At 67.4% G+C, this 24,746-nt stretch carries 20 protein-coding genes and 1 pseudogene; 9 read left to right on the top strand and 12 right to left on the bottom strand.

What is annotated here, in order from left to right; genetic code table 11:
* Nucleotides 1-278 precede the first annotated feature (278 nt).
* On the top strand, nt 279-800 hold the full coding sequence (locus BN972_RS28460; protein ID WP_080697066.1) for a hypothetical protein: 522 nt from the start codon (nt 279-281) through the stop codon (nt 798-800).
* Nucleotides 801-915: 115 nt separating this feature from the next.
* Here the strand turns inward: BN972_RS28460 and BN972_RS21560 are convergent, their stop codons facing one another.
* The gene (locus BN972_RS21560) at nt 916-2,172 is read right to left on the bottom strand and encodes an HNH endonuclease signature motif containing protein (protein WP_036362369.1); all 1,257 of its coding nucleotides are present in this window, start codon (nt 2,170-2,172) and stop codon (nt 916-918) included.
* A 221-nt stretch (nt 2,173-2,393) separates the two neighbouring features.
* Here BN972_RS21560 and BN972_RS21555 point away from each other — a divergent pair, with 221 nt between their 5' ends.
* Complete coding sequence (locus BN972_RS21555; protein ID WP_036362366.1) at nt 2,394-3,569, top strand: thiolase family protein; 1,176 nt, start codon at nt 2,394-2,396, stop codon at nt 3,567-3,569.
* Between the two features lie 6 nt (nt 3,570-3,575).
* Here BN972_RS21555 and eccA read toward each other — a convergent pair whose 3' ends face one another.
* The 11 genes from eccA to BN972_RS21505 form a co-directional block, all read right to left on the bottom strand.
* Nucleotides 3,576-5,363, bottom strand: a complete 1,788-nt coding sequence (gene eccA, locus BN972_RS21550) for a type VII secretion AAA-ATPase EccA (RefSeq protein WP_036362362.1) — start codon at nt 5,361-5,363, stop codon at nt 3,576-3,578.
* Nucleotides 5,360-6,898 carry a type VII secretion protein EccE gene (gene eccE, locus BN972_RS21545; protein ID WP_036362359.1) on the bottom strand — a complete coding sequence of 513 codons (1,539 nt, stop codon included), beginning with the start codon at nt 6,896-6,898 and terminating at the stop codon, nt 5,360-5,362. Before eccE ends, eccA begins: the two co-directional genes overlap by 4 nt.
* Nucleotides 6,895-8,544, bottom strand: a complete 1,650-nt coding sequence (mycP, locus tag BN972_RS21540) for a type VII secretion-associated serine protease mycosin (RefSeq protein WP_036362354.1) — start codon at nt 8,542-8,544, stop codon at nt 6,895-6,897. Before mycP ends, eccE begins: the two co-directional genes overlap by 4 nt.
* Nucleotides 8,541-9,173 carry a type VII secretion integral membrane protein EccD gene (eccD, locus tag BN972_RS30890; RefSeq protein ID WP_261785925.1) on the bottom strand — a complete coding sequence of 211 codons (633 nt, stop codon included), beginning with the start codon at nt 9,171-9,173 and terminating at the stop codon, nt 8,541-8,543. Before eccD (BN972_RS30890) ends, mycP begins: the two co-directional genes overlap by 4 nt.
* Nucleotides 9,073-10,032, bottom strand: a complete 960-nt coding sequence (gene eccD / locus BN972_RS30885; protein ID WP_261785924.1) for a type VII secretion integral membrane protein EccD — start codon at nt 10,030-10,032, stop codon at nt 9,073-9,075. The genes eccD (BN972_RS30890) and eccD (BN972_RS30885) overlap by 101 nt, the downstream gene beginning before the upstream one ends.
* Nucleotides 10,032-11,030, bottom strand: a complete 999-nt coding sequence (locus tag BN972_RS21530; RefSeq protein ID WP_390176234.1) for an AAA family ATPase — start codon at nt 11,028-11,030, stop codon at nt 10,032-10,034. The genes eccD (BN972_RS30885) and BN972_RS21530 overlap by 1 nt, the downstream gene beginning before the upstream one ends.
* The gene (locus tag BN972_RS21525) at nt 11,012-11,842 is read right to left on the bottom strand and encodes an ESX secretion-associated protein EspG (RefSeq protein ID WP_036363637.1); all 831 of its coding nucleotides are present in this window, start codon (nt 11,840-11,842) and stop codon (nt 11,012-11,014) included. The genes BN972_RS21530 and BN972_RS21525 overlap by 19 nt, the downstream gene beginning before the upstream one ends.
* A gap of 65 nt (nt 11,843-11,907) precedes the next feature.
* A complete protein-coding gene (locus BN972_RS21520) occupies nt 11,908-12,198 on the bottom strand; it encodes a WXG100 family type VII secretion target (RefSeq protein WP_036362347.1) in 291 nt (96 codons plus the stop codon).
* Nucleotides 12,199-12,265: 67 nt separating this feature from the next.
* A complete protein-coding gene (locus BN972_RS21515; RefSeq protein ID WP_036362344.1) occupies nt 12,266-12,592 on the bottom strand; it encodes a WXG100 family type VII secretion target in 327 nt (108 codons plus the stop codon).
* Nucleotides 12,593-12,833: 241 nt separating this feature from the next.
* Nucleotides 12,834-13,343, bottom strand: coding sequence for a hypothetical protein (locus BN972_RS21510; RefSeq protein ID WP_036362341.1), 510 nt, complete (start codon nt 13,341-13,343; stop codon nt 12,834-12,836).
* 94 nt (nt 13,344-13,437) lie between these two features.
* Nucleotides 13,438-14,880 carry a CCA tRNA nucleotidyltransferase gene (locus BN972_RS21505; RefSeq protein WP_036362338.1) on the bottom strand — a complete coding sequence of 481 codons (1,443 nt, stop codon included), beginning with the start codon at nt 14,878-14,880 and terminating at the stop codon, nt 13,438-13,440.
* Between the two features lie 209 nt (nt 14,881-15,089).
* Here BN972_RS21505 and BN972_RS21500 point away from each other — a divergent pair.
* The 7 genes and pseudogenes from BN972_RS21500 (at nt 15,090) to trxA (ending at nt 24,606) form a co-directional block, all read left to right on the top strand.
* Nucleotides 15,090-15,859, top strand: a pseudogene (locus BN972_RS21500) (NUDIX hydrolase).
* The gene (locus BN972_RS21495) at nt 15,856-18,243 is read left to right on the top strand and encodes a hypothetical protein (RefSeq protein WP_036362332.1); all 2,388 of its coding nucleotides are present in this window, start codon (nt 15,856-15,858) and stop codon (nt 18,241-18,243) included. The pseudogene BN972_RS21500 and the gene BN972_RS21495 overlap by 4 nt, the downstream one beginning before the upstream one ends.
* Nucleotides 18,240-21,833 carry a murein biosynthesis integral membrane protein MurJ gene (gene murJ, locus BN972_RS21490; RefSeq protein ID WP_080697061.1) on the top strand — a complete coding sequence of 1,198 codons (3,594 nt, stop codon included), beginning with the start codon at nt 18,240-18,242 and terminating at the stop codon, nt 21,831-21,833. The genes BN972_RS21495 and murJ overlap by 4 nt, the downstream gene beginning before the upstream one ends.
* 52 nt (nt 21,834-21,885) lie before the next feature.
* Nucleotides 21,886-22,554 carry an RNA polymerase sigma factor SigM gene (sigM, locus tag BN972_RS21485; RefSeq protein WP_080697060.1) on the top strand — a complete coding sequence of 223 codons (669 nt, stop codon included), beginning with the start codon at nt 21,886-21,888 and terminating at the stop codon, nt 22,552-22,554.
* The gene (locus BN972_RS21480; protein ID WP_036362329.1) at nt 22,475-23,158 is read left to right on the top strand and encodes a hypothetical protein; all 684 of its coding nucleotides are present in this window, start codon (nt 22,475-22,477) and stop codon (nt 23,156-23,158) included. Before sigM ends, BN972_RS21480 begins: the two co-directional genes overlap by 80 nt.
* A gap of 105 nt (nt 23,159-23,263) precedes the next feature.
* Nucleotides 23,264-24,259: a thioredoxin-disulfide reductase gene (gene trxB / locus BN972_RS21475; RefSeq protein WP_036362326.1), complete on the top strand. Its 996-nt coding sequence runs from the start codon at nt 23,264-23,266 to the stop codon at nt 24,257-24,259.
* Nucleotides 24,256-24,606 carry a thioredoxin gene (gene trxA, locus BN972_RS21470; protein ID WP_036362323.1) on the top strand — a complete coding sequence of 117 codons (351 nt, stop codon included), beginning with the start codon at nt 24,256-24,258 and terminating at the stop codon, nt 24,604-24,606. Before trxB ends, trxA begins: the two co-directional genes overlap by 4 nt.
* Nucleotides 24,607-24,746: the final 140 nt, after the last annotated feature.

Raw genomic sequence — 24,746 nt, 5'->3', positions numbered from 1 at the left:
CATTCGGATGGGGTGGTTCGGGTCGGCGGGTCAACGACGGTCGGCAAGCAACTCGCATCGGTGGGCTACTTGAGTTCGGTGCCGGCGACGTTCCCGCGATATAGGCACGCGGTGCGTGAAAGTCGTTGTGGTGCAGCTCTAGACGCTCTTGCCGTGCGGCCGCCCACCGGCGGATGGTCGGGGTGGCTCGGCAAAGATGGACATCCCGGAACTTCGCGCGGAGAATCAGCTACTCAGCAACAGTCACGGGGGCTCGACGGATCGCCGGAGAGAGGCCCATGCTTAACAGGTTGATCGGACCACTGATCGTTATCCTCATCGGCTTGGCCCTAACCGGCTTTGGCTTCATCAACGCCAGCGAGAAAGTCCCGGAATGCGACGGGAAGACAATGCACCGGGCCGACACTTGCCGGCAAGCCAAGGGCAGTAGAAATAGCTACGACGAGCAGCTTCGTGCCGACCACGACATGGGCCGGGTCGCGATCGGGGCCGGCGCCGCGGTGATGATCGGTGGCGTTCTACGCGGGATCCGAAACTACCGGCGCCGTCCCGGAGTGTCGCAACAACAACCTCCGGGCGGTGCTCAGTACTACGCCCAGCCGGGGAATCCATCGCACTATCCGCCGCCCGGTATGCCTGGGCAGTACCCGCCGCCGAGCGGACCACCGCAATACCCGCCCGGCATGCCACCCCGCCAGCCACCGCAATACCCGCCGCCCGGCAGTCCACCGCAATACCCACCGCCGCAATACCCGCCGCCCGGCAGTCCACCGCAATACCCGCCACCGGGCCAGCGTTGAGTCGACACCAGGCCTCCCGACGCCCAATCAAAGATCCGCAAGCATCGCGCTTTTCGCGCAGTCGCAAACCCGAGCAGGGGCGGCCGAAGGGAGCGGCGCCGGCCCGATCACCGGGTTAGTTGTTGGTCGGTGGTTTGGGTTCGTAGGGGTCGTACCACCACCAGTCGGCGCGTTCGCCGAGGGGGCCGGGGCAGGGTGGGACGTCCGGTGGGGGTTGGGTGGGTGGGCGTGCCAGTGATGCCGAGGTCAGGGGTTGGCCGTCGCTGTCGGTGACGAGGAGTTGGTCGGCGGGTCCGGTGATGGTGATCAGGCCGCGGTGGTGGGCGCGGTGGTGATAGGGGCAGACCAGGATCAGGTTGTGTAGTTCGGTGGGGCCGCCGTGTTCCCAGTGTCGGAGGTGGTGGGCGTGCAGGCCGCGGGTGGCCCCGCAGCCGGGCACCGCACAGCTGGGGTGGCGGTGCTCGAGGGCGCGGCGCAGGCGGCGGTTGATCTCGCGGGTGGTGCGCCCGGAGCCGATGGGGACACCGTCGCGTTCGAACCACACCTCGTAGGTGGCATCACAGCTGAGGTACTGGCGTTCGGCCTCGGTGAGCAGCGGGCCCAGGTGCAAGGCGGCGGCGGGCTTGTCCACATCCAGGTGCACGACCACGGTGGTGTGCTGGCCGTGCGGGCGGCGGGCCACATCGGCGTCCCAGCCGGCCTCGAGCAGCGCCAGGAATGCTTCCCCGTTGCCCGGCAACGGCGCCCGCGCCTCGTCGTCACCCGCGGTGTTGCCGTCGGGGTGGTCGCGTTTCCACTGCGCGATCAACCCGTCGCGGTGCGAGGCCAGCGCGGCGTCGAACGTCGCCGCATCATGCGGGTCGAGCTTGATCCGATAGCAGCTGCCCGCCTCATCGGAAGTCTTGGTGATGATCGGCCGCTCGGGGGGTTCGGGGCCGGGTTTGGGGGTGGGTCGGGGTTCGAGTTTGACCGCGGTACGCAGCTGGTTGACCGTGGCCACCGCCGCCAGCTGCGCGTAATGCGCATCCGAACCTTCACCGGCGCGGGCGGCGATCACCCCGACCTGATCCAGCGACAGCCGGCCCTCCCGCAACCCGGCCACACACCGCGGGAACTCCTCGACCCGCCGCGCGATCGCCGCGACCGTTTTCGCGTTCGACGACGACAGGGCCATCTTCCAGCCCATCACCATCTCCAACGACCGCGCCCCGGTCATGCCCCACAACTCGTCACGCTCAAGCTCGGCGGCGATCTCCACCAGCCGCCCATCAATGGCATTACGCTGCCCGGCCAACTCCGCCAACTCCTCGAACAACACCTCCAACCGATCCATAGGCCGCACCCCCACCGGCGCCGACGCGATCGAAGACATAACCCCATCCTCGCAGGACCCACTGACAAGTCCTGCTGCCCGAATTCGGTTTGGTCAGATGTGTGGGGCACCTACATATGCTGAACGGCATCAAAGACGAGCCCCCGCCAGCGCACTCCACTAGCACGCTCTCCCGGGCGTTACATAGCTAGCTACTATTGTAAATACGGTACTTGGTACGATATCGGTCGATCCCCCGACAGGAAGTTCGAGGTTCTGCTATGGCCACACCCGTGATCGTCGGCGCTGTCCGGACTGCGATCGGCCGCTCATTCAAGGGCACGCTCGTCAACACCCCGCCCGAGACGCTGATCACCGCGGTGCTGCCCGAGGTGGTGCGCCGCTCGGGAGTGGATCCGGCCGAGATCGACGACATTATCTTCGCTGAATCCCATTACGGCGGCGGCGATTTGGCCCGTTACGCAGCCAGTGCGACCGGGTTGGAGCACGTGCCGGGCCAGTCGGTCAACCGGCACTGCGCGGGCAGCCTGACCGCGATCGGCAATGCCGCCGCGCAGATCGGCTCCGGCATGGAGCGGGTACTGATCGCCGGGGGCGTGCAGTCGCTGTCGATGACGCCGCTGACCAACTGGCGCATCCCCGGGCCCGAGCTGAAGTTCGAGGAGCGGTGGATGCCGCCCACCCACGTCGAGACGCCGGACGCACCGGCCAAGGACATGTCAATCACCGTCGGGTGGAACACCGCCCAGTCGGTCGGCATCACCCGCGAAGAGATGGACGCCTGGGCGGCCCGCTCGCATCAGCGTGCGGTCGCTGCCCAGGACGCGGGCAAGTTTGCCGACGAGATCCTGCCGCTGAAGATCACGGTGCACGACGGGTCGGTTGTCGACTTCTCGGTCGACGAGCACCCGCGGCGCGACACCACGGTGGAGAAGCTGGCCGGGTTGAAGGTGTTGCACCCCGAGATCGAGGGCTTCTCGATCACCGCCGGGAACAGCAGCGGCACCAACGACGCCGCCGCCGCTGTCGCGCTGGTCGACGCCGACTACGCCGCCGCTAACAACCTGAACGTGATGGGCAAGGTGCGCGCTTGGGCCGCGGCGGGGGTTGCGCCCCGCGATTGCGGGCTGGGTGCGGTCAAGGTGATCGGCAAGGTGCTGCAGCGGGCGGGGCTCTCGGTCGACGACGTGGCGCTGTGGGAGATCAACGAGGCGTTCGCCTCGGTGCCGATCGCGGCCTGCCGCGAGTACGGCATCGATGAGGAGAAGGTCAACTTCTCGGGCAGCGGCTGCAGTCTCGGCCACCCGATCGCGGCATCCGGCGCGCGAATGGTCACCACACTCACCTACGAACTGGCCCGGCGCGGCGGCGGGATCGGGGTGGCGGCGATGTGCGCTGGCGGTGGTCAGGGCGGGGCGGTCGTCATCGAGGTGTAGACGCGGTCACAACGCGATCGGCACGTGCTTTTCGGCGCACGCATCGCGCACCGCGGTGACCACGTCGTCGGTACGCAAGGTCTGTAGGTCCTCGACGGTCACCGAACCCTTGACGCTCCGGTGTTGGGCGGCCACGCGCGAATCTCGCAGCCGTTCAGCGCGTTCGACCACGTTCCGGGCGAACCGCCCGTTGTGCATGACGTCGACACCGTGCGTACCGTCGGGTGCGCGGTAGGCACGCAACGCCGCGCAGGCTGACCTCATCGCGGCCGCGGCCGCCGGCTCGATGACGGTCGCACGCGGCTCACCGTAGCGGACCGCGATCTGCACCAACTCGTCCGGGTTATAGGACTCGAAACGCAATTTGCGATTGAACCGCCCCGCCAAACCTGGATTCACCGTAAGGAATTCGTCGATCTCGCGCTCGTAGCCGGCGCCAATGAAGCAGAAGTCGAAGCGGTGCACCTCGAGTGCCACCAGCAACTGGTTGACCGCCTCCATGCCGATCATGTCCGGCCGGCCGTCCTGATGGCGTTCCACCAGTGAATAGAACTCGTCCATGAACAGGATGCGCCCCAACGAACGGGCAATCAGCTCATTGGTTTTCGGCCCTGACGCGCCGATGTGCTCACCGCAGAAGTCGGCCCTTTTGACTTCGACGATTTCCGGATGGCGCACGATGCCCAGCCCGGCATAGATCTTGCCCAGTGCTTCGGCCGTGGTCGTCTTGCCGGTGCCTGGCGGGCCGACCAGCAGCATATGGTTGGTTTGGTTGGCTACTGGCAATCCCGCAGCAAGGCGCAGCGCCCGGACCTCGATCTGGTCTTCGAGCTCGGCCACCGCCCGCTTCACCTCCGCGAGCCCAACTTGGTTGTCCAGCAGCGCACGTCCTTCCTGCAGAAGTTGTTCGCGCCGCTCTTCGTGTTCGGCCTCGGTGCGCTGCTGAGCGGATCGCTGGGTGCTGACATCCCACTTGTCCGTGCGGGATGCGATGACATCCTCGTCGGTGACCACCAACTGCAGGTTCGGGTCGCTGAGCGCCTGTTTGGCTGACTCCACCAGCGCGCCGTTGATCGTTGCCTTGGATAACCACACCTGGGCTTGATGTTCGTCGCCCAGTTGCCGATACGCCATTCCCTTGATGTAGGCGAGATCGGCGGCAACCAACGGGAATTCGTCACACCGCTGCAGAGCTACCCGGTCGGTCCAGTCCAATGCGACCCGTGCCTGACCGAGATGCGCCGCAGCATGTGCAGCCAGGGAGCATGTCGCCGCCGTTACGGCCGGCATGATGATGGCCTGTGGCGGGAGGATTGCCGCCGCCACCGTGATCACGTCTGGCCACCGTTGCGTGACGAACATCAAGTGGGCTTCGACATACTGCCTCCAGTGGTGGTTTTCCCAGGTGTCCAGCAAAGCCGGATCGGCCAGCAGCGCTTCGGCACGCTGATACTGTCCGGCATCGACCAGTGCGCTGGCGAGCGCCAAACCGGCGTGCGACGACTCGGTCACCGAAATAGACAGGTAGGGGCCAGCTTTGATGGGCGCCGACAAATGCACACCCAGACGATTCGTTTCCCGGTGCAACCGCGCACCGTACTTGTATAGCTGTTGGACCGTGGTCAGCGCCTCGTCGCCCGCGGCGATACGCCCCAGCCAGGCGTCTGCCATCGACGGATCCAGTTCGGTGGCTTCTCGGAATCGGGCGCCGGCGGCCTCGATATCGCTGTCCAGCAGCGCCATCGCCTGATCGAACCGCTTGCGTGCGGCCGACGTCGTGGTGCTGCTCGTCATGAAGATTCCACCGAGGCGAGGTCGGCACTGCGCAGGCTGGTCGGTTCGGACGACACATAGCGGTTCTCGGCACGGAACAGCTCCACCTCGACGGTGTAGGTCTGCCCGTGCACCGTCACATCCACCGTCGCCGGGCCACGCTGGGTGATCAAGACCTCGGCGGCGCCGGAATATGGCGCAAGCGAGTCATGCACTGAGACAACAGTATTGGGACGGGGCGCGGGCGTGACGGTGCCATCGACGACGCTGACCGTCGTGCCCGCGACTGGCTTGGCATGATCGGTGATCGTCACGTCCGGCATCCGGATGCTGTCCCAACGCTTCGGGTTCCGCGTATGTACGGTGATGCGCTCACCGGCGCCCACCATTCGCACCATGATGCGCTTAGACAGGGCGTCGTCGGCCGAAATGTGTACCCGGCTGAACTCACCCGGATCATCAAGAGGGAGCAGCATTCGCCTACCGCCGCGCACCTTCCCGAGCAGAACACCCGACGGCCCCACCGGAACAACCAGTGGTTCCGTCAAGCGCCCGTGACGGATTCGCGGCAACAACGGGCGCGGTCCACACAGGTTCGCCGCGACAGCCTGGGCTTGCTCACCCGGCAGCGTCTGCAGCAGCATGCTCGGTGGCGCGGTCGGTGGCTGGGCACTGCGCACCGTCAACGTGGCCGTCACGCTGCCGTCGCCGAAAAGCGTGATGTTCTGCGTGATCCCGTCGCTTCGGATCGTCCACGCGTGCGCCAGGCTCTGGGTGCTCAGGTCCTGAGGCCGGTACCCATATGTTGTCAGCCACCCATCGGTCCCTCGCACCGCCGTCCACCGCCGGTTCTGCGTATCCAATGCCGGCCGGCCCAGCCTGTGCTCGAGTTCGACGATGTCGGCGGCGGTCGCGACCCTGGCGCGGATTCCCTGCTGCCGCATGGCGGCGCTGATCCGTTGTGCCGCGGCGAGCGTCGCGGTACCGGCCGAACCACGCCACCGCAACGCCTCGATGTTGTCGAGCAGCGAGATCCGCAGTATCAGCCACGTTTCGCGTTGCCCGGCGTAGGGAGGTGTGCCGATCAGGGTGTCGTACACCCGTGGGTAGTCGCCGCTGCTGCGGCGACGCGCTCCCGTGCTGATCACGCTGAGAGAATCCAGCTTCAACCCGAGGCTATGCTCGAGCAGCGGCGTCAATTCGGTGATATTCAGGACGTTTTCGGTATCCACCGAAGCCGAACCGGTTAAAAAGGTTGGGGCGTGGGCTCTGCCGAGCAGCTGCACGGCCGCCGCGGCAACACCGTCCTGAAAACGCACTCCCCCGCCTGCCCGATCATTGGCGACCGTTCGCGGCTGCGTCCACCGGATGGGGCGGTTACGCCGAAACCACAGCATCATCCAGGACCACGCCGTCCGGCGCCGCCACGGAATGACCCCAACCGCCAGGCCAATCACCAGAGCGGCTGTCGCGCCGGCATAACCGAAGCCTGCCAGTCCGGTGATGGTGACAACGAAGATCGCGGCGGTGGTGACCAGGTTGGTCGTGAAGGTCATCGTTGCCGCCGCACCCGAGCCACCAGCCAAGCCGCCGCACAACCGGCCACGACGATACCGGTGAAGATCAGCGCTATGCTGCGGGCTCGGTGATCCGGGGGCGCCGGTGGGGCCGCCGGTGTGATGATCCGGCTGTGTGCGGGCGGCGGAAGCCGTTCTCCCGCAGGCACATCGAAGGTCAGCGCGGCCACCGGATCCACGACGCCGTAACCGACCTGATTGTCGACGCCGCGGGGCGGGTTGTGCGCGGTCTGCAGTATCCGATTGACGATTTGATGGGCGGACAACGTCGGAAACTTCGCACGGACCAGGGCGGCAACGCCACTGACGTAGGCCGCGGAAAAGCTGGTACCCCAGATCGGCATGTTCTTCTCGCCGGGACGGATGGGTGGGTAGGCGTTCACCGGCCCGCCGGTCTGGGGCGACAGTCCCATGATTCCCACGCCCGGTGCGGCTGCGGCCACCCACGGCCCGGCGAGGCTCTTGTTGATCGCGGCACCGGTGTTGTCCACCGCGCCCACCGACAACACGTAATCGGCGAACCACGATGGCGAGGAAACGGTTTTCACTTGATGCCAGTCGCGCGGATCGGATGCATTCAACGGGTCGAAGGTCGGGTTTTGCGCGCAGCCGTCCTCGCTGTCGTTGCCCGCGGCGGCGACGATCACCGCGTCCTTGACCGTGGCGGCGTACCAGACGGCCGCACCGATGGCGGCCTGGTCCAGGGGGTCGGCCGCCGAGACGCATGAGGTGACGCTGATGTTGATGACTTTCGCGCCCATATTGGCGGCGTGGACGATCGCCCGGGCCAGGGTCGCGATCGAACCCGCCTTCTTGCGCACTTCCATGTCGCCGGGTCCGGGGTTCACCGGCTCGTAGGCTCGTGACGACTGTCGGATCGACATGATCACGGCATGGGGTGCGACGCCCGCGACCCCGTCGGGTGCCCCCGGCGGGGGCCCGGGAACTTCGGGAACGTCGGTCGCTCCGGTACCGGGATCGCCTGGCGCATTCGAAGGTTCGCCGGGAGGTGGCGCGGCCGGAACCGGCACCGGTCTCGTCTCGGTAACCGTGACGGGGGTGGGCGGCGGAGGCGGTGCGGCGGGTGGCGGTGGCCCACCGGGTGGTGGCGGTGCCGCATCGAGGGCCGGCGGTCCAGCCGGTGGCGGGAAAGCAGCAGTAGCCGGCATCGGGGCCGGCATTGGACTGCCCTGCGGCGCTGCACCGATCACAGAAGCGACGATGGTGCCATGGGCGTCGCAGTCCATCAGCCCGTCGCCACCCATGATGTAGTCACCGCCGGCAACCACTCGAAGCCGTGGGCTGGGATTAATGCCCGTGTCGATGACGGCGACCGGTACCCCGTTGCCGGTCGAGTATTGCCACGCTTTGCTGATGTTGAGCATGGTGAAACCGGGTGCCGCGACCGATACATTGGGATCGGCCACGGTGACGGTCCGCGCGCACATATTGCTCTGCCGCATCGGCTGTTCGGAAGCGGGTTTGCCGTCCGCGGGTACCCGGTTAGGGTCGATCACTGGTGGCGGAATCGCCCGGGCAACACTGGGATTGCTCGAGAGCGCGCACACAACGATCACGACTGCGAGGGCAACGATGCGCCGCACTACGGCAGCTGTCGGCTTCATCGCATCCGCACCCAAGTGAAGAGTCCGCCGATCCAGGCCGCCAGCGGCAGCGCCACGATAATTGCGACTATCTCTAGCCACTCGGCGCCCATTCGGACCAGCGGGGTGAACCTGGTGACCGGCACCAGCAGGGCGGCCAGCAGACCAGCCACCGCGAAGGCCACCAACAGCACAGTCGCGGCAAGCAGCGTGTGCGGTGCTGAGGAATGCGGTTGGACAACGTATTTGACGACGCCAACGCACGTGGCTGCGGCAGCACCGCATACCAACGCGACGGCTTGACGCTTGTCCGCGAAGGCACGGCCGCGGCTGATGAAGATAGCCACGAACAGGCCCGCGAGTACGGCCGCCGCGGTGCCGCGATCGCGTCCGGGCATGAGCGTGGCCCACACTGCGGCCGGCAATGTCAACGATGCGCCGATGATGATTCCGGTCAGCACGCCGTTGGCTTTGATCGCTGCGCTCGTGATCTGCGACCCCCGCGGGGTGGTGTCCGGGTTGGCGTCGTCCTCGGCACCTTCTGCTCCGTCACTCACCGGGGACACCGCGTCGACCGGCATTCCGTCGCTGCGGCGGAACAGGTCTCGTCCAGTGATGGAACCGAAATAGGGGGGCCGGATCCGGGCCACCCACAGCGCGGCGGTCGGCGCCAATGTCAGTACCAGCGAAGAGAGCGACCAGCATGCTCATTCCCAGCCACTGGGCCGGAACCGGCCACCACATCCGTACCGTCGCTACCGCGCCGCCGAGGGTGCACGCAGTGACGACCGCAGCGGCAATGTCGGCGTGGCGCTGGGTCATTGCCGTGACGGCGCAGGTCAATACTGTGACCGCCAAGGCACCGATGAACAGGTGCGCTGATGCAACCTGGCCCGGGGCTGCCGTGGCCAGGCTCACCGCGAGCGGCGGGACGGCCAGCCCGCTTAGCCCATCCAGCATGTCGTCCCGGCGCGGCCACCAACGCCACACCACTACGGCCCCGCCGGCAGTCAGCAGGCCGGCGACACCGGTGGCAATGCTCGGTATTGGTGAGGAACTTGAAAGGCGTTGCCAGACAGCCAGGCCGAGGATCGTTGCCACCACCATTGCGACGATTGCCAGCGCGGTATGGGCGGCTGTCTGCACCGTCACCGGTTCAAAGAGCTTTTTGCCCACCCGGGCGAGGCCGGTGGACAGCGATTCATATTGCGGCTCAAAAGATTCCCCGTCGCCAGCGGGCACCAGGGTCAAGGTGGCGCCGTCTTCCACGCCGAGCTCGTCGAGGGTCTTGGTGATGTCGAGGCGAACGCCGTTGGCCTTGTGCAACTCGTATCCGACACCGGGTTCCAACCCGCTGACCCCGCGCCGCCTCAGTTCGTCATTGAGTAGTTCGACGACATTGTCGATGAAGACCTCGATCGGTACCGAAGCCGGATAAACCTGTGAGAGAAGGTGTTCACCGCAGACGACGGCCACCGCGCACCGGGCCGGAAACGAGACCTTCGCCATTAGCGCGGCCTGTCGGCGTCCGGAATGTACTTGTCCGCCAGGGCGGCAGTGATCTCGAACAGTCGCAGCCGAGTCTTCTTCTTCAGTTCATGGCGGGTATCGATAATCCCGCCCTTGGCCAGGTACGGGTCGTACGGCATGAATTCGACCGTCGCCCCGGATTGACGGAACCGCTCGGTCAGGTAGTCGCGGGCCTCGGGATCATATTTGTTGCGGCTGTCGTTGAGGATGACCGTGCTGCGTGATACCAGCTCATGGAAACCCATTGACCGCAACAGGTCAATCGCTCGAGTTACCGGTAACGATGTGTCCGCCGTCAAACCGGAGACGAAAACCAACGCGTCACAAGCCTCCAGCACCGCCTTCATCACCGGGTGCTCCAAGTCGTCGGAGGTGTCAACCACGATGACGGTGTGGGTGCGGCGCAGGCGGGACAGCACTCCGGTAAACATCGACGGAACGAGCGGCCGCGGTTGGTCCGAAGCCCGATTGCCGGCCAGCACGTCGAGCCCGATGCTGTTCTGCCCTAGATGTTCCCGGATGTCGGCATAGCCCTGAACATCGGTGTCGTTCAAAACCGCCGAGTAGTCACCCGGCGGAGACTCGTCGATCCGACCGGCCAGCGTGCCGAAGCCGGGTGCTGCGTCAATGGCAACGACATTCTCGGGCCGGCATTCCCGGAATACCCCACCGAGACAAGCGGTCATCGTCGTCTTGCCGACCCCACCCTTTCCGGAGATCACGCCTATCACATACTGCTTCCGAATGTGGCGGCGGATCCGCTCCTGCAATTCTCGGTAATGGCGTTCAGCGGGTGACTCACCCAGGTTGATCGCGCGAAAAGAAATGCCGTACAGCAGTTTCCGCCAGCCCGACCCCGGCGGAATCTTGCGCGGCGCCACCATGTCGGAGATGCGTAAGGTACCCGAAACCGATTGCGTCACGGTGCGATTGCTAACACTCGAGTCATCCCTCTCGACTACACAACTTTCCGATATGAATGCCAGTCCTTGTCGGCAGGCAGGCGCCGAACCATCCGGCGGATCGCCGCATCGATGTTGCCCTGCGTCCCGGGCGCGATGATCGTCCATGTCTTGCCGGCGGATTGGATGTCGTCGGCGACCAGCCGACCCGCCGGTGTGTCGATGATCGTCACGGGGCTGGCCTCGATGTGCATGCGATCGGACCGCCCGGTGGCCACCCCGGACTGGATCGCCACAATCGAGGCCAGAGCGGATTGGTCGGGGTCGGCGGCAAGTTCCAGCATCCGCAACTGATCGGGTTGTAGTCGCTGGGCTACCAACAGATCGTGCAACGCTTGCCGGTCCGGCGTGGTGCGCAGGATGTCAGTGTCGAGCGTGACCGGCCGCAACGGTGCTGGTGTGTTCTGGCCACACAGTCGCTCTATCTCCGCGTACAGCATCGAGCTGGCGGGTGCTTCGGTGCAGGCGGTCCCGACGCCGCTGATGCGGACCAGATCGGCGGAGCGCTCGATGGCAACCCACCATTGCGCGAATCTGGCGATCAGCACGCTGGCGGCCTGGTCATCGCTCGGCGTGCGCATCTGGATGAACAGCGCGATATCGCGGCGCGACAGGACGGTCAGCCACTCGACCACAGTGTTGTCCACGGCGTCGCAATGGTTGATGACCCCTGCGTCCCGCAGTTCGCTCGTGACCGGGTGGGAAAGAGCCAGCTGCCTGGGCTCAACACTGGGCAGATGCGGCCGCAGGCCCAACTCAGGGGCAACCGTCTCGATGCCTGCGAGTACTTGCAGGGCCCATAGCCCGTCGATGGTGGTGGTTAGCACGATGTCCTTCTGCGCGCGGCAAGGGCGCACGCAGCGCATGCGCCCTCTTGGCCCGCTCGCAATAGCTAGGTGAATAGAGCGCCCATCTGCGCGTCGGTCGCCTGCGCCATCTCGTCGACGTTGTGCACGGTATGGCCGTGCCGACTGACGGTCTGAATCATGTCTTCCAGTCCCCGCAGCATCTGCTGCTGCGCGTCGAAGAAGGCGGTGGCGCCGTGCCCCTGAAAGAAGTCGCCGAGTGCCTGGGTGAGGTGCAGGACGTCAGCGTGGATCTCCATCAGCTGCGCAGCCTGCGCCCCGACTTCACCCGCGAAGCCGATTACGGCGCCGTGGTTGTAGACGATGTGATCTGTCATGGCGGTTGATTCCTTACGTGGTCAGGTCGGTCGTTTTTTAGGAAGAGTTGAAGAGTCGGTGTGCGAATCAGACCGCCTGCGTGCCCCCGCCGAAGACGCCGTTGAGGTTGTGGGCTGCGTCAGCTTCGTGGTTCTCCATCAGGATCGCCGCCCGACCCAGACCGTTGGCCAGACGGTGGCCGCCCGCCATGATCTGCTGCAGATCGTGGTGAATCTGGCCCGCCGTGCTCAGCGAAGTCGAGCCGGCGTCGCCCGCCCATCCGGTGGCCCCGATGATGTTCTCGTGACCGCTCAAATACTGGTTGGCGATCACGGCCGCCTCTTGCAGTCGGGTCTCAATCCGCTGTTGAGTACTGCGTAACAGTTCCGGAGTAACAACTGTCGTATTTGCCATATTTACGTCTCCCTCAATTCAATGCACTCCCCGAGCCAGGGTCTGGGTAAAACTAGACCAGGTGCGACAGCCTGTCACTTCAGTCGCCGTATAACCGCCCTAAGACGAGGAACAGGCTGCTTAGTGCACACGAGAACCCGCGCACTGTCAAACGCAGTGCGCGATAACGGTCAGTCCCACAAACGGTTTGGGGTTATCCAGTGAACGATTGTTTCAATTAGCTGTGCGAAATTGATTGAATTCAAAGGGTGGTAGCGCCGTCGGCGGTTCCGTCGCCATCACTGTCGGTCAGCCGAACATTCCAGCGGCCGTCGCCGTCGGTATCGACATATCCACTGAGGCCGTCCGGACCGTTGCAGAGCACCCTATCGGCCAGCCCGTCGCCGTTCGCATCGATCAGTCGGTCGTCAGCGGGGCCGCTGCCGTCGAAGTCCACCAGCGAGCCGCCGGTGTGCTCGACACCGTCCAGGCCGAACCATCGCACGTGCCCGGCCCGGTCGACGGCAACCGCCCAAGTGCCCGATCCATCGTCGACGAAGAAGCTTTCCGGCGAGCCGTCGTTGTCGACGTCCAAGACGGCGTGATCGGCCAAGCCGTCCCCGTCCAGGTCGGCGAGCGCATCGTCGCGCATGCCGTCGCCATCGAGGTCCAGACCGATCGCGTCGAAGTTGCCGTCCCCGTCGAGGTCCAGATCGGACGGACGAGTCCAGATCGAAGCCGTGCCGTCATCTGCTGCCAGGCAGTAGTCCATGCCTGATTGGATGTGCCGGCAAGGCGCGGGGTTCCCCCGTCAGGCTCGGATTGTCGGCGTCAACGCCAAGGCGCCAACTTGTCGGGGCATCGCGCTAGCCGTCCTGCCGCGCCTTCCACCACGCCAACAACTCGGCGGTCGCCTCGTCGGCGGATAGCGGGCCCCGGTCCAGGCGCAGCTCCTTGAGGAACCGCCACGCCTGGCCAACCTGCGGGCCGGCCGGGATGTCAAGCAGCCGCATGATCTCGTTGCCGTCCAGATCGGGGCGCACCCGATCCAGGTCCTCCTGGGCGGCCAGCTCGGCGATGCGTTGCTCGAGCCGGTCGTAGCTGGCCTGCAGCCGCGCGGCCCGGCGCTTGTTGCGGGTCGTGCAGTCCGCGCGCACCAGCTTGTGTAGCTGTGGCAGCAGCGGCCCCGCGTCGGTCACGTAGCGGCGCACCGCCGAGTCGGTCCACTTGCCCTCGCCGTAGCCGTGGAACCGCAGGTGCAGATACACCAACTGCGACACGTCGTCGATCATCTGCTTGGAGTACTTCAGCGCCCGCATCCGCTTGCGCACCATCTTGGCGCCGACCACTTCGTGGTGGTGGAAGCTCACTCCCCCGTTGGGTTCGTGCCGGCGGGTGGCGGGCTTACCGATGTCGTGTAGCAGTGCGGCCCACCGCAATACGAGATCGGGGCCGTCGTCCTCCAAATCAATCGCCTGGCGCAGCACGGTCAGCGAATGCTGGTAGACGTCCTTGTGCTGGTGGTGTTCGTCGATGGCCATCTGCATGCCACCGATCTCGGGCAGCACTACATCGCCCATCCCGGTCTGCACCAGCAGGTCGATGCCGGCCACCGGGTCCTTGCCCAACAGCAGCTTGTCCAACTCCGCGGCCACCCGCTCGGCGCTGATCCGCTCCAGCTGCGGGGCCATCTCCTCGATCGCGGTGCGAACCCGGGGCGCCACGGTGAAGCCGAGTTGGGAAACGAACCGCGCGGCGCGCAGCATCCGCAGCGGGTCGTCGCCGAAGGACACCTCCGGGGACGTCGGGGTATCCAGCGTCCGGGCGCGCAATGCCGCCAGGCCGCCGAGCGGATCGAGAAACTCTCCGAGGCCGTCGGCGGTGATGCGGACCGCCATCGCGTTGACGGTGAAGTCGCGCCGTACCAGGTCGTCCTCGAGCCGGTCGCCGAACCGCACCTCGGGGTTGCGCGAGACCTGGTCGTAGGTGTCGGCGCGGAACGTGGTGATCTCCAGGCGGTGGTCGTCTTTGCCCACCCCAACGGTGCCGAACTGGATGCCGGTATCCCACAGCGCATCGGCCAACGGCCGCACAATCTTCTGCACCTGCTCGGGCCGGGCGTCGGTGGTGAAATCCAGATCCGGGCTCAGCCGGCCCAGCACCGCGTCCCGGACAGAACCGCCGACCAGGTAGAGCTCGTGTCCGGCACCCGCGAACGCCGCCCCCAGCTCCCCCAGCAGGGCGGCGTGCTGGTGCAATGCGACCGCGGCCGCGGTCAGCAGTTCAGCATCTTGGGCGAGTTCAGCCACGTTCGGTCAGCGTAGTCGGGACAGCCGGGTGACTCAGCGCACGCCGGGGTCACGGCACCGACACTGTCGCTCCAAGCCGGGCAACAAGGGTGCCGCCCTCCGGAGAGACTGATGTGGCACATGCGGCCGCGGCGACAGAAGTGATCAAAGGTATCGGTCGACGGCGAGTGCATCCGGAAGACCGGCCCGTGCCAGCTAATATCGCTTGGGTGTCGGACGGCGAACAGGCCAAACCACGCCGACGTCGCGGACGGCGTCGCGGTCGTGGTGGCGGTGTGCGCTCGGCCGACCGCTCGGCCGGCCGCTCGGCCGACAAGAATACGAACGGCCAGCCGGCCGCCGACACCACACCCACCCCGCCACCGCCGCCCAGAGCCGGGCCCGGCAACGCCGCGGCACCGACCGCATGCGCACCGTGCACGAGACCTCTGCCGGCGGTCTGGTGATCGACGGCATCGACGGCCCGCGCGAGTCACAGGTGGCCGCTCTGATCGGTCGCATCGACAGGCGTGGCAGGATGCTCTGGTCGCTGCCCAAGGGCCACATCGAAATGGGCGAAACCGCCGAGCAGACCGCCATTCGCGAAGTCGCCGAAGAGACCGGGATCCGGGGCAGCGTGTTGGCCGCCCTGGGACGCATCGACTACTGGTTCGTCACCGACGGCCGACGGGTGCACAAGACCGTGCACCACTATCTGATGCGGTTTCTGGGTGGGGAGTTGTGCGACGAGGACCTCGAGGTCGCCGAGGTGGCGTGGGTGCCGATCCGGGAGTTGCCGTCCCGGCTGGCCTACGCCGACGAACGCCGCCTGGCCGAAGTCGCCGACGAGCTGATCGACAAGCTGCAAAACGACGGCGAAGCGGCGCTGCCCCCGCTGCCGCCGAGTTCCCCGCGGCGCCGGCCGCAGACCCATTCCCGTACCCGTCACGCCAACGATCCCGAGCCGGGCAAGAAGAACGGTCACGGGCGAGGGCCGTGACCGCCTCCTGGAGAAAATTGGTGCGGTTCGCGGCAGTGATCGGCATCGTCGCCGGTTTCGCCGTGTTGCTCACCGCACCCGCCACCACGCCGCGCGCCGGCGCCGGTGAGCCGACCGCCACCCCCTTCGTCCAGGTCCGGATAGACCAGGTGACCCCCGACGTCGTCACCACGACCAGTGATCCCATCGTCACCGTCAGCGGCATAGTCATCAACATCGGCGATCGCCCGGTCCGCGACGTCATGGTCCGGCTCGAGCACGCATCGGCGGTCACTGCTTCGGCCGGCCTGCGCACCTCGCTCGACGGCAACACCGACCAGTACGAGCCCGCCGCGGACTTTCTCACGGTGGCCCCGGAACTACAGCGCGGACAGCAGGCCGGGTTCACCCTGTCCGCGCCACTGCGCTCGCTGACCAAGCCCTCGCTGGCCATCGCCGCGCCCGGGATCTACCCGCTGCTGGTCAACGCCAACGGCACCCCCGACTACGGCGCACCCGCGCGCCTCGACAACGCGCGCTTCCTGCTTCCCGTGGTGGGCGTGCCGCCGGACAAGGGCGGCAACATCGAGTCCGCGGTTGCTCCCGAGACCACCAAGCCGGTGTGGATCACCATGCTGTGGCCGCTGGCCGACCGCCCCCGGCTGGCCCCCGGCGTGCCCGGCGGCACCATTCCAGTTCGCCTCGTCGACGACGACCTCGCCAACTCGCTGGCCAATGGCGGCCGACTGGATACGCTGCTGTCCGCCGCCGAGCTGGCTACCAGCCGTGACGTCGATCCCGACGGCGCCGTCGGCCGCGCGCTTTGCCTGGCGATCGATCCGGACCTCATCGTCACTGTCAACGCGATGACCGCAGGCTACGTCGTGTCGAACTCACCCGAGGCCGCCGCCCAGTTGCCGGGCACGCCCACCCATCCGGGCACCGGTCAGGCCGCCGCGACGCTGTGGCTCAACCGGTTGCGGGCACTGGCGCACCGCACCTGCGTGGCGCCGCTGCCCTACGCGCAGGCCGACCTGGACGCCCTGCAACGGGTCAACGATCCCGGCTTGAGCTCCACCGCCACCGTCAGCACCAGCGACATCGTCGACCGAATCCTGGACGTCGCGTCCGTGCGCGGTACCGCCCTGCTGCCAGACGGTCCCCTGACCAGCCGCGCCGTCACCCTGCTCAACGCGAACGACAGCACGGTCGCCGTCGCCGCCGCCGACTTCACCGCCCAAGACGGGACCCACGACAGCGCCGACACCGCGCCGCGCCGCCTGTCCCCGCGGGTGGTCGCCGCGCCGTTCGATCCTGCCGTCGGCGCCGCCCTGGCCGGCGCCGGGACCAACCCGACCGTGCCGACGTATCTGGACCCCGCGCTGTCGATCCGGCTCACCCACGATTCAGGCACCGCGCGCCGCCAGGACGCCCTCGGCGCCATGCTGTGGCGCAGCCTGACACCGGAGGCCGCGCCGCGTACCCAGATTCTGGTGCCGCCGGCGTCGTGGACCCCGCAGGGCGATGACGCGCAGTCCATCCTCACCGCGCTGGCCACCACCATCCGCTCCGGTCTGGCGGTACCACGGCCGCTGCCCGCGCTGGTCGCCGACGCGGCGGCGCGCACGGAACCGCCGGAGCCGCCCGGTGCCTATCCATCGGCCCGGGGCCGGTTCGGCGACGACATCACCAACCAGGTCTCCGGACAGGTGGGCCGGCTGTGGAAGCTGACCTCGGCGCTGATGACCGACGAGCGCACCGGCCTGACCGGACCGCAGTACACCGCGCCACTGCGCGAGGACATGCTGCGGGCGCTCAGCCAGTCGGTGCCGCCGGACACCCGCAACGGCCTGGCGCAGCAGCGGCTGACGGTGGTCGGCACCACGATCGACGACTTCTTCGGCTCGGTCACGATCGTCAACCCCGGCGGCTCCTACACGCTGGCCACCGAGCACAGCCCGCTACCGCTCGCACTACATAACGGTCTGGCCGTTCCGATCCGAGTCCGGCTCCAGGTCAACGCGCCGCCCGGCATGACGGTCACCGACATGGGCGAGATCGAGCTGCCGCCCGGATACCTGCCGCTGCGGGTGCCGATCGAAGTCAACTTCACCCAGCGGGTCGCCATCGACGTCCGGCTGCGAACTCCCGACGGAACGACGCTCGGTGAACCGGTCCGGCTCTCGGTGCACTCCAACGCCTACGGGAAGGTCCTGTTCGCGATCACGCTCACCGCCGCGGCGGTCCTGGTCACGCTGGCCGGCCGACGACTCTGGCACCGATTCCGCGGCCAGCCAGACCGCGCCGACCTGGACCGCCCCGACCCGCCGCCCGGCAACCGCCTCCGGCCCGTCGAGCAGCGCCAGGTAATCGACCATCGGGTTCACGAAGAGCATCGCGTATGACCGCCGCACCCCGGCGGGTGCAACCACCGCCGCAGGGTCGGCCGCAGCACCTGCCGCGCAGGCAGCCCGCACCCCCGCAGCGGCCCCGCCAAGAGGAACTGTCTGACGCCGCCCTGGTCTCCCGGTCCTGGGGCATGGCGTTCGCCACCCTGATCAGCCGGCTCACCGGATTCGCCCGGATCGTCCTGCTGGCCGCCATCCTGGGCGCGGCCCTGTCCAGCTCGTTCTCGGTGGCCAACCAGCTGCCCAACCTGGTGGCGGCCCTGGTGCTGGAAGCCACATTCACCGCCATCTTCGTGCCGGTGCTCGCCCGCGCCGAGCAGGACGACCCGGACGGCGGCGCGAACTTTGTGCGCCGGCTGGTCACGCTGGCCACCACCCTGCTGATCATCGCCACCGCGTTGTCGGTGTTGGCCGCACCGCTGCTGGTGCGGTTGATGCTGGGCCGCGACCCGGAGGTCAACGAACCGCTCACCACCGCCTTCGCCTACCTGCTGCTCCCGCAGGTGCTGGTGTACGGGCTGTCCTCGGTCTTCATGGCGATCCTGAACACCCGTAACGTGTTCGGGCCGCCCGCCTGGGCGCCCGTCGTCAACAACATCGTCGCGATCGCCACGCTGGGTGTGTATCTGGCCGTGCCCGGCGAACTCTCGGTGGATCCCGTCGAGATGGGCAACCCCAAACTGCTGGTGCTGGGCATCGGCACCACGCTGGGAGTGTTTGCGCAGACCGCCGTGCTGCTGGTGGCCATCGCGCGCCAGCACATCAGCCTGCGCCCGCTGTGGGGACTCGACGACCGGCTCAAGCGCTTCGGCACGATGGCCGCCGCGATGGTGCTTTACGTGCTGATCAGTCAGCTCGGTTTGGTGGTCGGCAACCAGATCGCCAGCACAGCGGCCGCCTCCGGGCCGGCGATCTACAACTACACATGGCTGGTGCTGATGCTGCCGTTCGGCATCATCGGCGTGACCGTCCTGACCGTGGTGATGCCGCGGTTGAGCCGCAACGCCGCCGCCGATGACATTCCTGCGGTGCTCGCCGACCTGTCGCTGGCGACCCGGCTCACGATGATCAGCCTGATACCGGCAGTGGCGTTCATGACCGTCGGGGGTCCTGCCATGGGCAGCGCACTGTTCGCGTACGGGCATTTCGGGCAGGTCGACGCCGGGTACCTCGGCGCGGCCATCGCCTTGTCCGCCTTCACGCTGATCCCCTACGCGTTGGTGCTGCTGCAACTGCGGGTGTTCTACGCCCGCGAGCAGCCGTGGACGCCGATCGTGATCATCATCGTGATCACCCTGGTGAAGATCGCCGGCTCGCTGGCCGCGCCGCACGTCACCAGCAACAAACAACTCGTGGCCGGCTATCTCGGGACGGCCAACGGCCTCGGCTTCCTGGCCGGCGCGATCGTGGGGCACATCCTGCTGCGACGCAGTCTGCGGCCCAAGGGCGGCGGGCTGATCGGCCTCGGCGAAATCCGCACCATCCTGGTGACGATCTCGGCGTCGCTGCTCGCCGGCCTGGTCGCCCACGTCGCCGACCGGTTGCTCGGACTGGACCGCTGGACCGCCCACGGCGGCATGGGTTCACTGCTACGGCTGTTCGCGCTGGCGATCATCATGGTGCCGATCCTGATTGCCGTGCTGCTCGCCGCACAGGTCCCCGACGCGCAGGCGGCGGTGGCCGCTGTCCGGCGTCGGCTGGGAGCGACCACCGCAAACCGGCGCGTCCAACCGGGACCAGCCACAGCCACTGTCTCGTCCGGGCGCCATTCGGTCACGTACCCTGAGCAAAGAAATCCGTCCCTGCCGGGGGAAGCCGTCAGCCAGGAACCGATCCGGCGCACACCTCCGGTGACCAGGGCCGGGATAGCGAAAGGACTGGGGGTGACCGACCGCTCATCGGATAGCGCCTTGCCCCGCGCCTTTCCCGACTCGCCGAAGGGCGAGGAACCGCCGCGGCCACGCGCCGACGACTTCCAGCCCGACATCCCGGTCGAGCGGGGACCCGGACGCATCCGCGACCAGCGCAACGGCGGCGCGGCGGACCAGCGCGGACCGCTACCGTTCGACGCGCCGCGCGAACGCGCACCGGAACCGCCGCCCGACGATCACAACCTGGTGCCCGGTGCCCGCATCGCCAACGGCCGCTATCGACTGCTCATCTCGCACGGCGGCACGCCACCCCTGCACTTCTGGCAAGCGATGGACACCGCGCTGGACCGGCAGGTGGCGCTCGTCTTCGTCGACCCCGAGGGTTCGCTGCCCGACGACGTCCTGCAAGAAATCCTGTCTCGCACCCTGCGCCTGAGCCGGATCGACAAGCCCGGCATTGCCCGGGTCCTGGATGTGGTGCACACCGGATCCGGGGGCCTGGTGGTCGCCGAGTGGATCCGCGGCGGTTCGCTCCAGGAAGTCGCCGACACCTCGCCGTCGCCGGTGGGAGCAGTCCGGGCGATGCAGTCGCTGGCCGCGGCCGCCGATGCCGCGCACCGCGCCGGGGTGGCGTTGTCGATCGACCATCCCAGCCGGGTGCGGGTGAGCATCGACGGTGACGTGGTGCTGGCCTACCCGGCGACCATGCCGGACGCGAACCCCGAGGACGACATCCGCGGGATCGGCGCCTCGCTGTATGCCCTATTGGTCAACCGGTGGCCGCTGCCCGAGTCGGGGGTGCGCAGCGGGTTGGCACCCGCCGAGCGCGATGCAAACGGTCAGCCCGTCGAACCCACCGCCGTCGACCGTGACATCCCCTTCCAGATCTCTGCGGTCGCGGTCCGATCCGTTCAGGAGGACGGCGGAATACGCAGTGCCTCAACGCTTTTGAACCTGCTGCAGCAGGCCACCGCGGTCGCCGACCGCACCGAGGTGCTGGGCCCGATCGCCGAACCACCCGCCCCCGCGGCGCCGCGACGGGCTGCCGCGCGCGACGACGAGGTGTACTCCCGCCGCCGCCGCAACATCCTGATCGGCGTCGGCGCGGGTGCCGCGGTGCTGCTGGTCGCGCTGCTCGTGCTGGCCTCGGTGGTCAGCAAGATTTTCGGCGACGTCGGCAGCGGCATCAAAGGAGAGCAGTTGGGTCTGAACAACCCGACGTCATCCGCGGCCTCGGAGTCGCCGGGCAGCCCCGCCCCGTCGGGCAGCATCGTCAAGCCCACCAAGGCCACCGTCTTCTCCCCTGGCGGCGACGCGGACAACCCCGGTGAGGCGGGCAACGCCATCGACGGCAATCCCGGCACCGTATGGCATACCGACACCTATTCCGACTCCGTCCCGTTCCCGGGCTTCAAGAGCGGGGTCGGCTTGTTGCTGCAACTGCCTCGCCCGACCACGGTCGGCGCGGTCACGCTCAACATTTCGAGCACCGGGACCAAGGTCGAGATCCGGTCATCCAGCACGGCGAACCCGTCGAAGCTGGAAGACACCACGGTGTTGACCCCGGCCACCGCGCTCAAACCCGGCCCGAACACCATCCAAGTCAATGCGTCGTCGCCGACCTCGAACCTGCTGGTGTGGATCTCCACTCTGGGCACCACCGACGGCAAGAGCGAAGCCGACATCTCCGAGCTCACCGTCCAGGCCGCCTCCTGAGCCCTGGCCCAGGTGAAGTGCCGGGCGGGCAGCGATTGGTTACGGTCCGGCGGTGAGGTTCTGGGGAACCACCAACCCGCGCCCAGATAGCGACGCCGAACTACTAGCCGCCCATGTGGCCGGCGACCCGCACGCATTCGCCGCGCTGTTCCGGCGTCATCGTCACCAGCTCTACCGGCTCACCCGGCTCGTCAGCATGTCGGCTGAAGATGCCGACGATGCGCTGCAGGAAGCGATGCTGTCGGCGCACCGTAGCGCCGGCTCCTTCCGGTACGACGCCGCGGTCAGCAGCTGGCTGCACCGCATCGCGCTCAATGCCTGCCTGGATCGGCTGCGCCGCGCCAAGGCCCGGCCGACGGTGGCCCTGCAGGACACCTATCCGGTCGCCGACCGCACCGCCGAGGTAGAGACGGCAATTGTGGTGCACCGAGCACTGATGCGACTTCCCGTCGAGCAGCGGGCCGCGGTGGTCGCCGTCGACATGCACGGCTATTCGATCGCCGAGACCGCGCAGCTGCTGGGCGTGCCCGAGGGGACGGTCAAGAGCCGCTGCGCGCGGGCCCGAGTCCGCCTAGCGCGGCTGCTGGGCTACCTGGATGCCGCCGCCACCGCACTCACCAACATGACGGACACTGGGGCCGATGACTTCAGTCGAGTCCGACGACAACGATCCGCCCCTGACGGTCGAGGTCCTAGCCGACCTGCAGGCGGGCCTGCTTGACGACGACACCGCCGCTCGGGTGCGCAGGCAGATCCGCAGCGACCCGCAGGCCGCCGAGCAGCTACAGGCGCTGCAGCTGGTACGCGCCGATCTCGCAGCCACCGGCGCCGCATCGGTCTCTGCATCTGCGCCCGAGGCGGCGGGGGCCGCGCACGCCGCCCGGCCCCCGGTACGCCCGGCCCGTCTGATCGCCGGTATCGCCGGCCTATGCGCGGTGGTGGCCGCGATCGCCGTCGGCACCACCGCCTTGCTCGACGAGCCGCCGCCGACGGCCAGCACCCCGGCGACCGCCGACCACATCACCGTCTCGACCCCGGTTCCGGTGATACCGCTGTCGGACGAGGAGATCCGCGCGCTGCTGCACCGCGCCCCCGATTTCGGAGCACTCGCCAATGTGGCCCAGCGGGCGTCCTGCCTGGCCGGACTGGGTTATCCAACGTCCGCGCAGGTGCTCGGCGCGCAACCGGTTGACGTCAATGCCCGCCCGGGGGTGGTGCTGGTGATGCCGGGTGACACGCCCGACACGGTGATCGCTTACGCGGTGGCGCTGAACTGCAGCGCCGCAGACACCGGGATGCTGGCGAGCACCGCGATTCCCCGCTGAGGCGCGGCTCAGTGTGGTGCATCGCTGTCGGGAACAGCAGTGCCTACGCTGGCGTTCGTACGATTTGAGATCAGGTTCAGTTTCCGAAGGTTCCGAAAGGTCCGCATGAGCGCTTTCTCCGCCCCAGACACCATCCATGATGTGATCATCATCGGGTCCGGCCCGGCCGGGTACACCGCCGCGCTCTACACCGCCCGCGCCCAGCTCAAGCCGCTGGTCTTCGAGGGCACCGCGTTCGGCGGCGCGCTGATGACCACGACGGAGGTGGAGAACTACCCGGGATTCCGGGATGGGATCACCGGCCCGGAGTTGATGGATCAGATGCGCGAGCAGGCCCTGCGCTTCGGCGCCGACCTGCGAATGGAAGACGTCGAGTCGGTGTCTCTCGAGGGGCCGGTCAAGACCGTGGTGACCGCCGAAGGCGAGACCTTCCGGGCCCGTGCGGTCATCCTGGCGATGGGCGCCGCCGCCCGGTACCTGAACGTGCCCGGGGAGCAGGAACTACTCGGCCGCGGCGTCAGCTCATGCGCCACCTGCGACGGGTTCTTCTTCCGTGATCAGGACATCGCGGTCATCGGCGGCGGGGACTCCGCGATGGAGGAAGCGACCTTCCTCACCCGCTTCGCCCGCAGTGTCACACTGGTGCACCGCCGGGAGGAGTTCCGCGCCTCCAAGATCATGCTCAAGCGCGCGCAGGACAACGACAAGATCCGAATCCTGACCAACAAGTCCGTGCTGGGAGTCGACGGTGACACCACCGTCACCGGCCTGCGCCTCCGGGACAACGTCACCGGTGAGGAAACCACCCTGCCGGTGACTGGAGTGTTCGTCGCGATCGGCCACGAGCCACGCTCGGCCCTGGTCCGCGACGCCGTCGACCTGGATCCGGATGGGTACGTACTGGTACAGGGGCGCACCACCAGCACCTCGCTGGAAGGGGTGTTCGCCGCCGGTGACCTGGTGGACCGCACCTACCGACAGGCCGTCACCGCAGCGGGCAGTGGCTGTGCCGCCGCCATCGACGCCGAACGGTGGCTCGCCGAACACGAGGCAGCCGGAGAGGCCGGCAGCACCGACAATTTGATAGGAGCACAGCGATGAGCGAATCGGACAAGCCCGCCACGGTCGAGGTGTCCGACGCCTCCTTCAGCAGCGACGTGCTGTCCAGCAATAAGCCTGTGCTGGTTGACTTTTGGGCGACCTGGTGTGGACCGTGCAAGATGGTGGCCCCGGTGTTGGAGGAGATCGCCGCCGAACGCTCCGCCGACCTCACCGTCGCCAAATTGGACGTCGACGCCAACCCCGAGACGGCGCGCGACTTTCAGGTGGTTTCGATACCCACGCTGATCCTGTTCAAGGACGGTCAGCCGGTGAAGCGCATAGTCGGAGCCAAAGGAAAGGCGGCCTTGCTGCGCGAGCTCTCCGAAGCGGTGCCTAATCTCGCTTGATTCCCTCCATCGGGCCCGTGCCGCGAGGCCATCTCGTTGCCGAAACGAGTCCCCGATTGGCCTGGGGTTTTCCGGATATTGGCGAGGATCTGCGACAATACCGATTAACTGCGCTGCATTTGCATGCGATGTCAATAGTC

The organism is Mycobacterium asiaticum DSM 44297 (assembly GCF_000613245.1).
Classification (GTDB): Bacteria; Actinomycetota; Actinomycetes; order Mycobacteriales; family Mycobacteriaceae; genus Mycobacterium; species Mycobacterium asiaticum.
This window is presented reverse-complemented; position numbering and strand designations above follow the sequence as displayed.

Bases quoted from the DNA above. Each gene is read 5' to 3' on its own strand.
- BN972_RS21480 (WP_036362329.1), top strand. From the start codon at position 22,475: ATGACTTCAGTCGAGTCCGACGACAACGATCCGCCCCTGACGGTCGAG.
- BN972_RS28460 (WP_080697066.1), top strand. From the start codon at position 279: ATGCTTAACAGGTTGATCGGACCACTGATCGTTATCCTCATCGGCTTG.
- BN972_RS21510 (WP_036362341.1), bottom strand. From the start codon at position 13,343: ATGGACTACTGCCTGGCAGCAGATGACGGCACGGCTTCGATCTGGACT.
- BN972_RS21555 (WP_036362366.1), top strand. From the start codon at position 2,394: ATGGCCACACCCGTGATCGTCGGCGCTGTCCGGACTGCGATCGGCCGC.
- trxB (WP_036362326.1), top strand. From the start codon at position 23,264: ATGAGCGCTTTCTCCGCCCCAGACACCATCCATGATGTGATCATCATC.
- eccA (WP_036362362.1), bottom strand. From the start codon at position 5,363: ATGACGAGCAGCACCACGACGTCGGCCGCACGCAAGCGGTTCGATCAG.
- eccE (WP_036362359.1), bottom strand. From the start codon at position 6,898: ATGACCTTCACGACCAACCTGGTCACCACCGCCGCGATCTTCGTTGTC.
- murJ (WP_080697061.1), top strand. From the start codon at position 18,240: ATGACCGCCGCACCCCGGCGGGTGCAACCACCGCCGCAGGGTCGGCCG.
- BN972_RS21520 (WP_036362347.1), bottom strand. From the start codon at position 12,198: ATGACAGATCACATCGTCTACAACCACGGCGCCGTAATCGGCTTCGCG.
- mycP (WP_036362354.1), bottom strand. From the start codon at position 8,544: ATGAAGCCGACAGCTGCCGTAGTGCGGCGCATCGTTGCCCTCGCAGTC.
- BN972_RS21515 (WP_036362344.1), bottom strand. From the start codon at position 12,592: ATGGCAAATACGACAGTTGTTACTCCGGAACTGTTACGCAGTACTCAA.
- trxA (WP_036362323.1), top strand. From the start codon at position 24,256: ATGAGCGAATCGGACAAGCCCGCCACGGTCGAGGTGTCCGACGCCTCC.
- eccD (WP_261785924.1), bottom strand. From the start codon at position 10,032: ATGGCGAAGGTCTCGTTTCCGGCCCGGTGCGCGGTGGCCGTCGTCTGC.
- BN972_RS21560 (WP_036362369.1), bottom strand. From the start codon at position 2,172: ATGTCTTCGATCGCGTCGGCGCCGGTGGGGGTGCGGCCTATGGATCGG.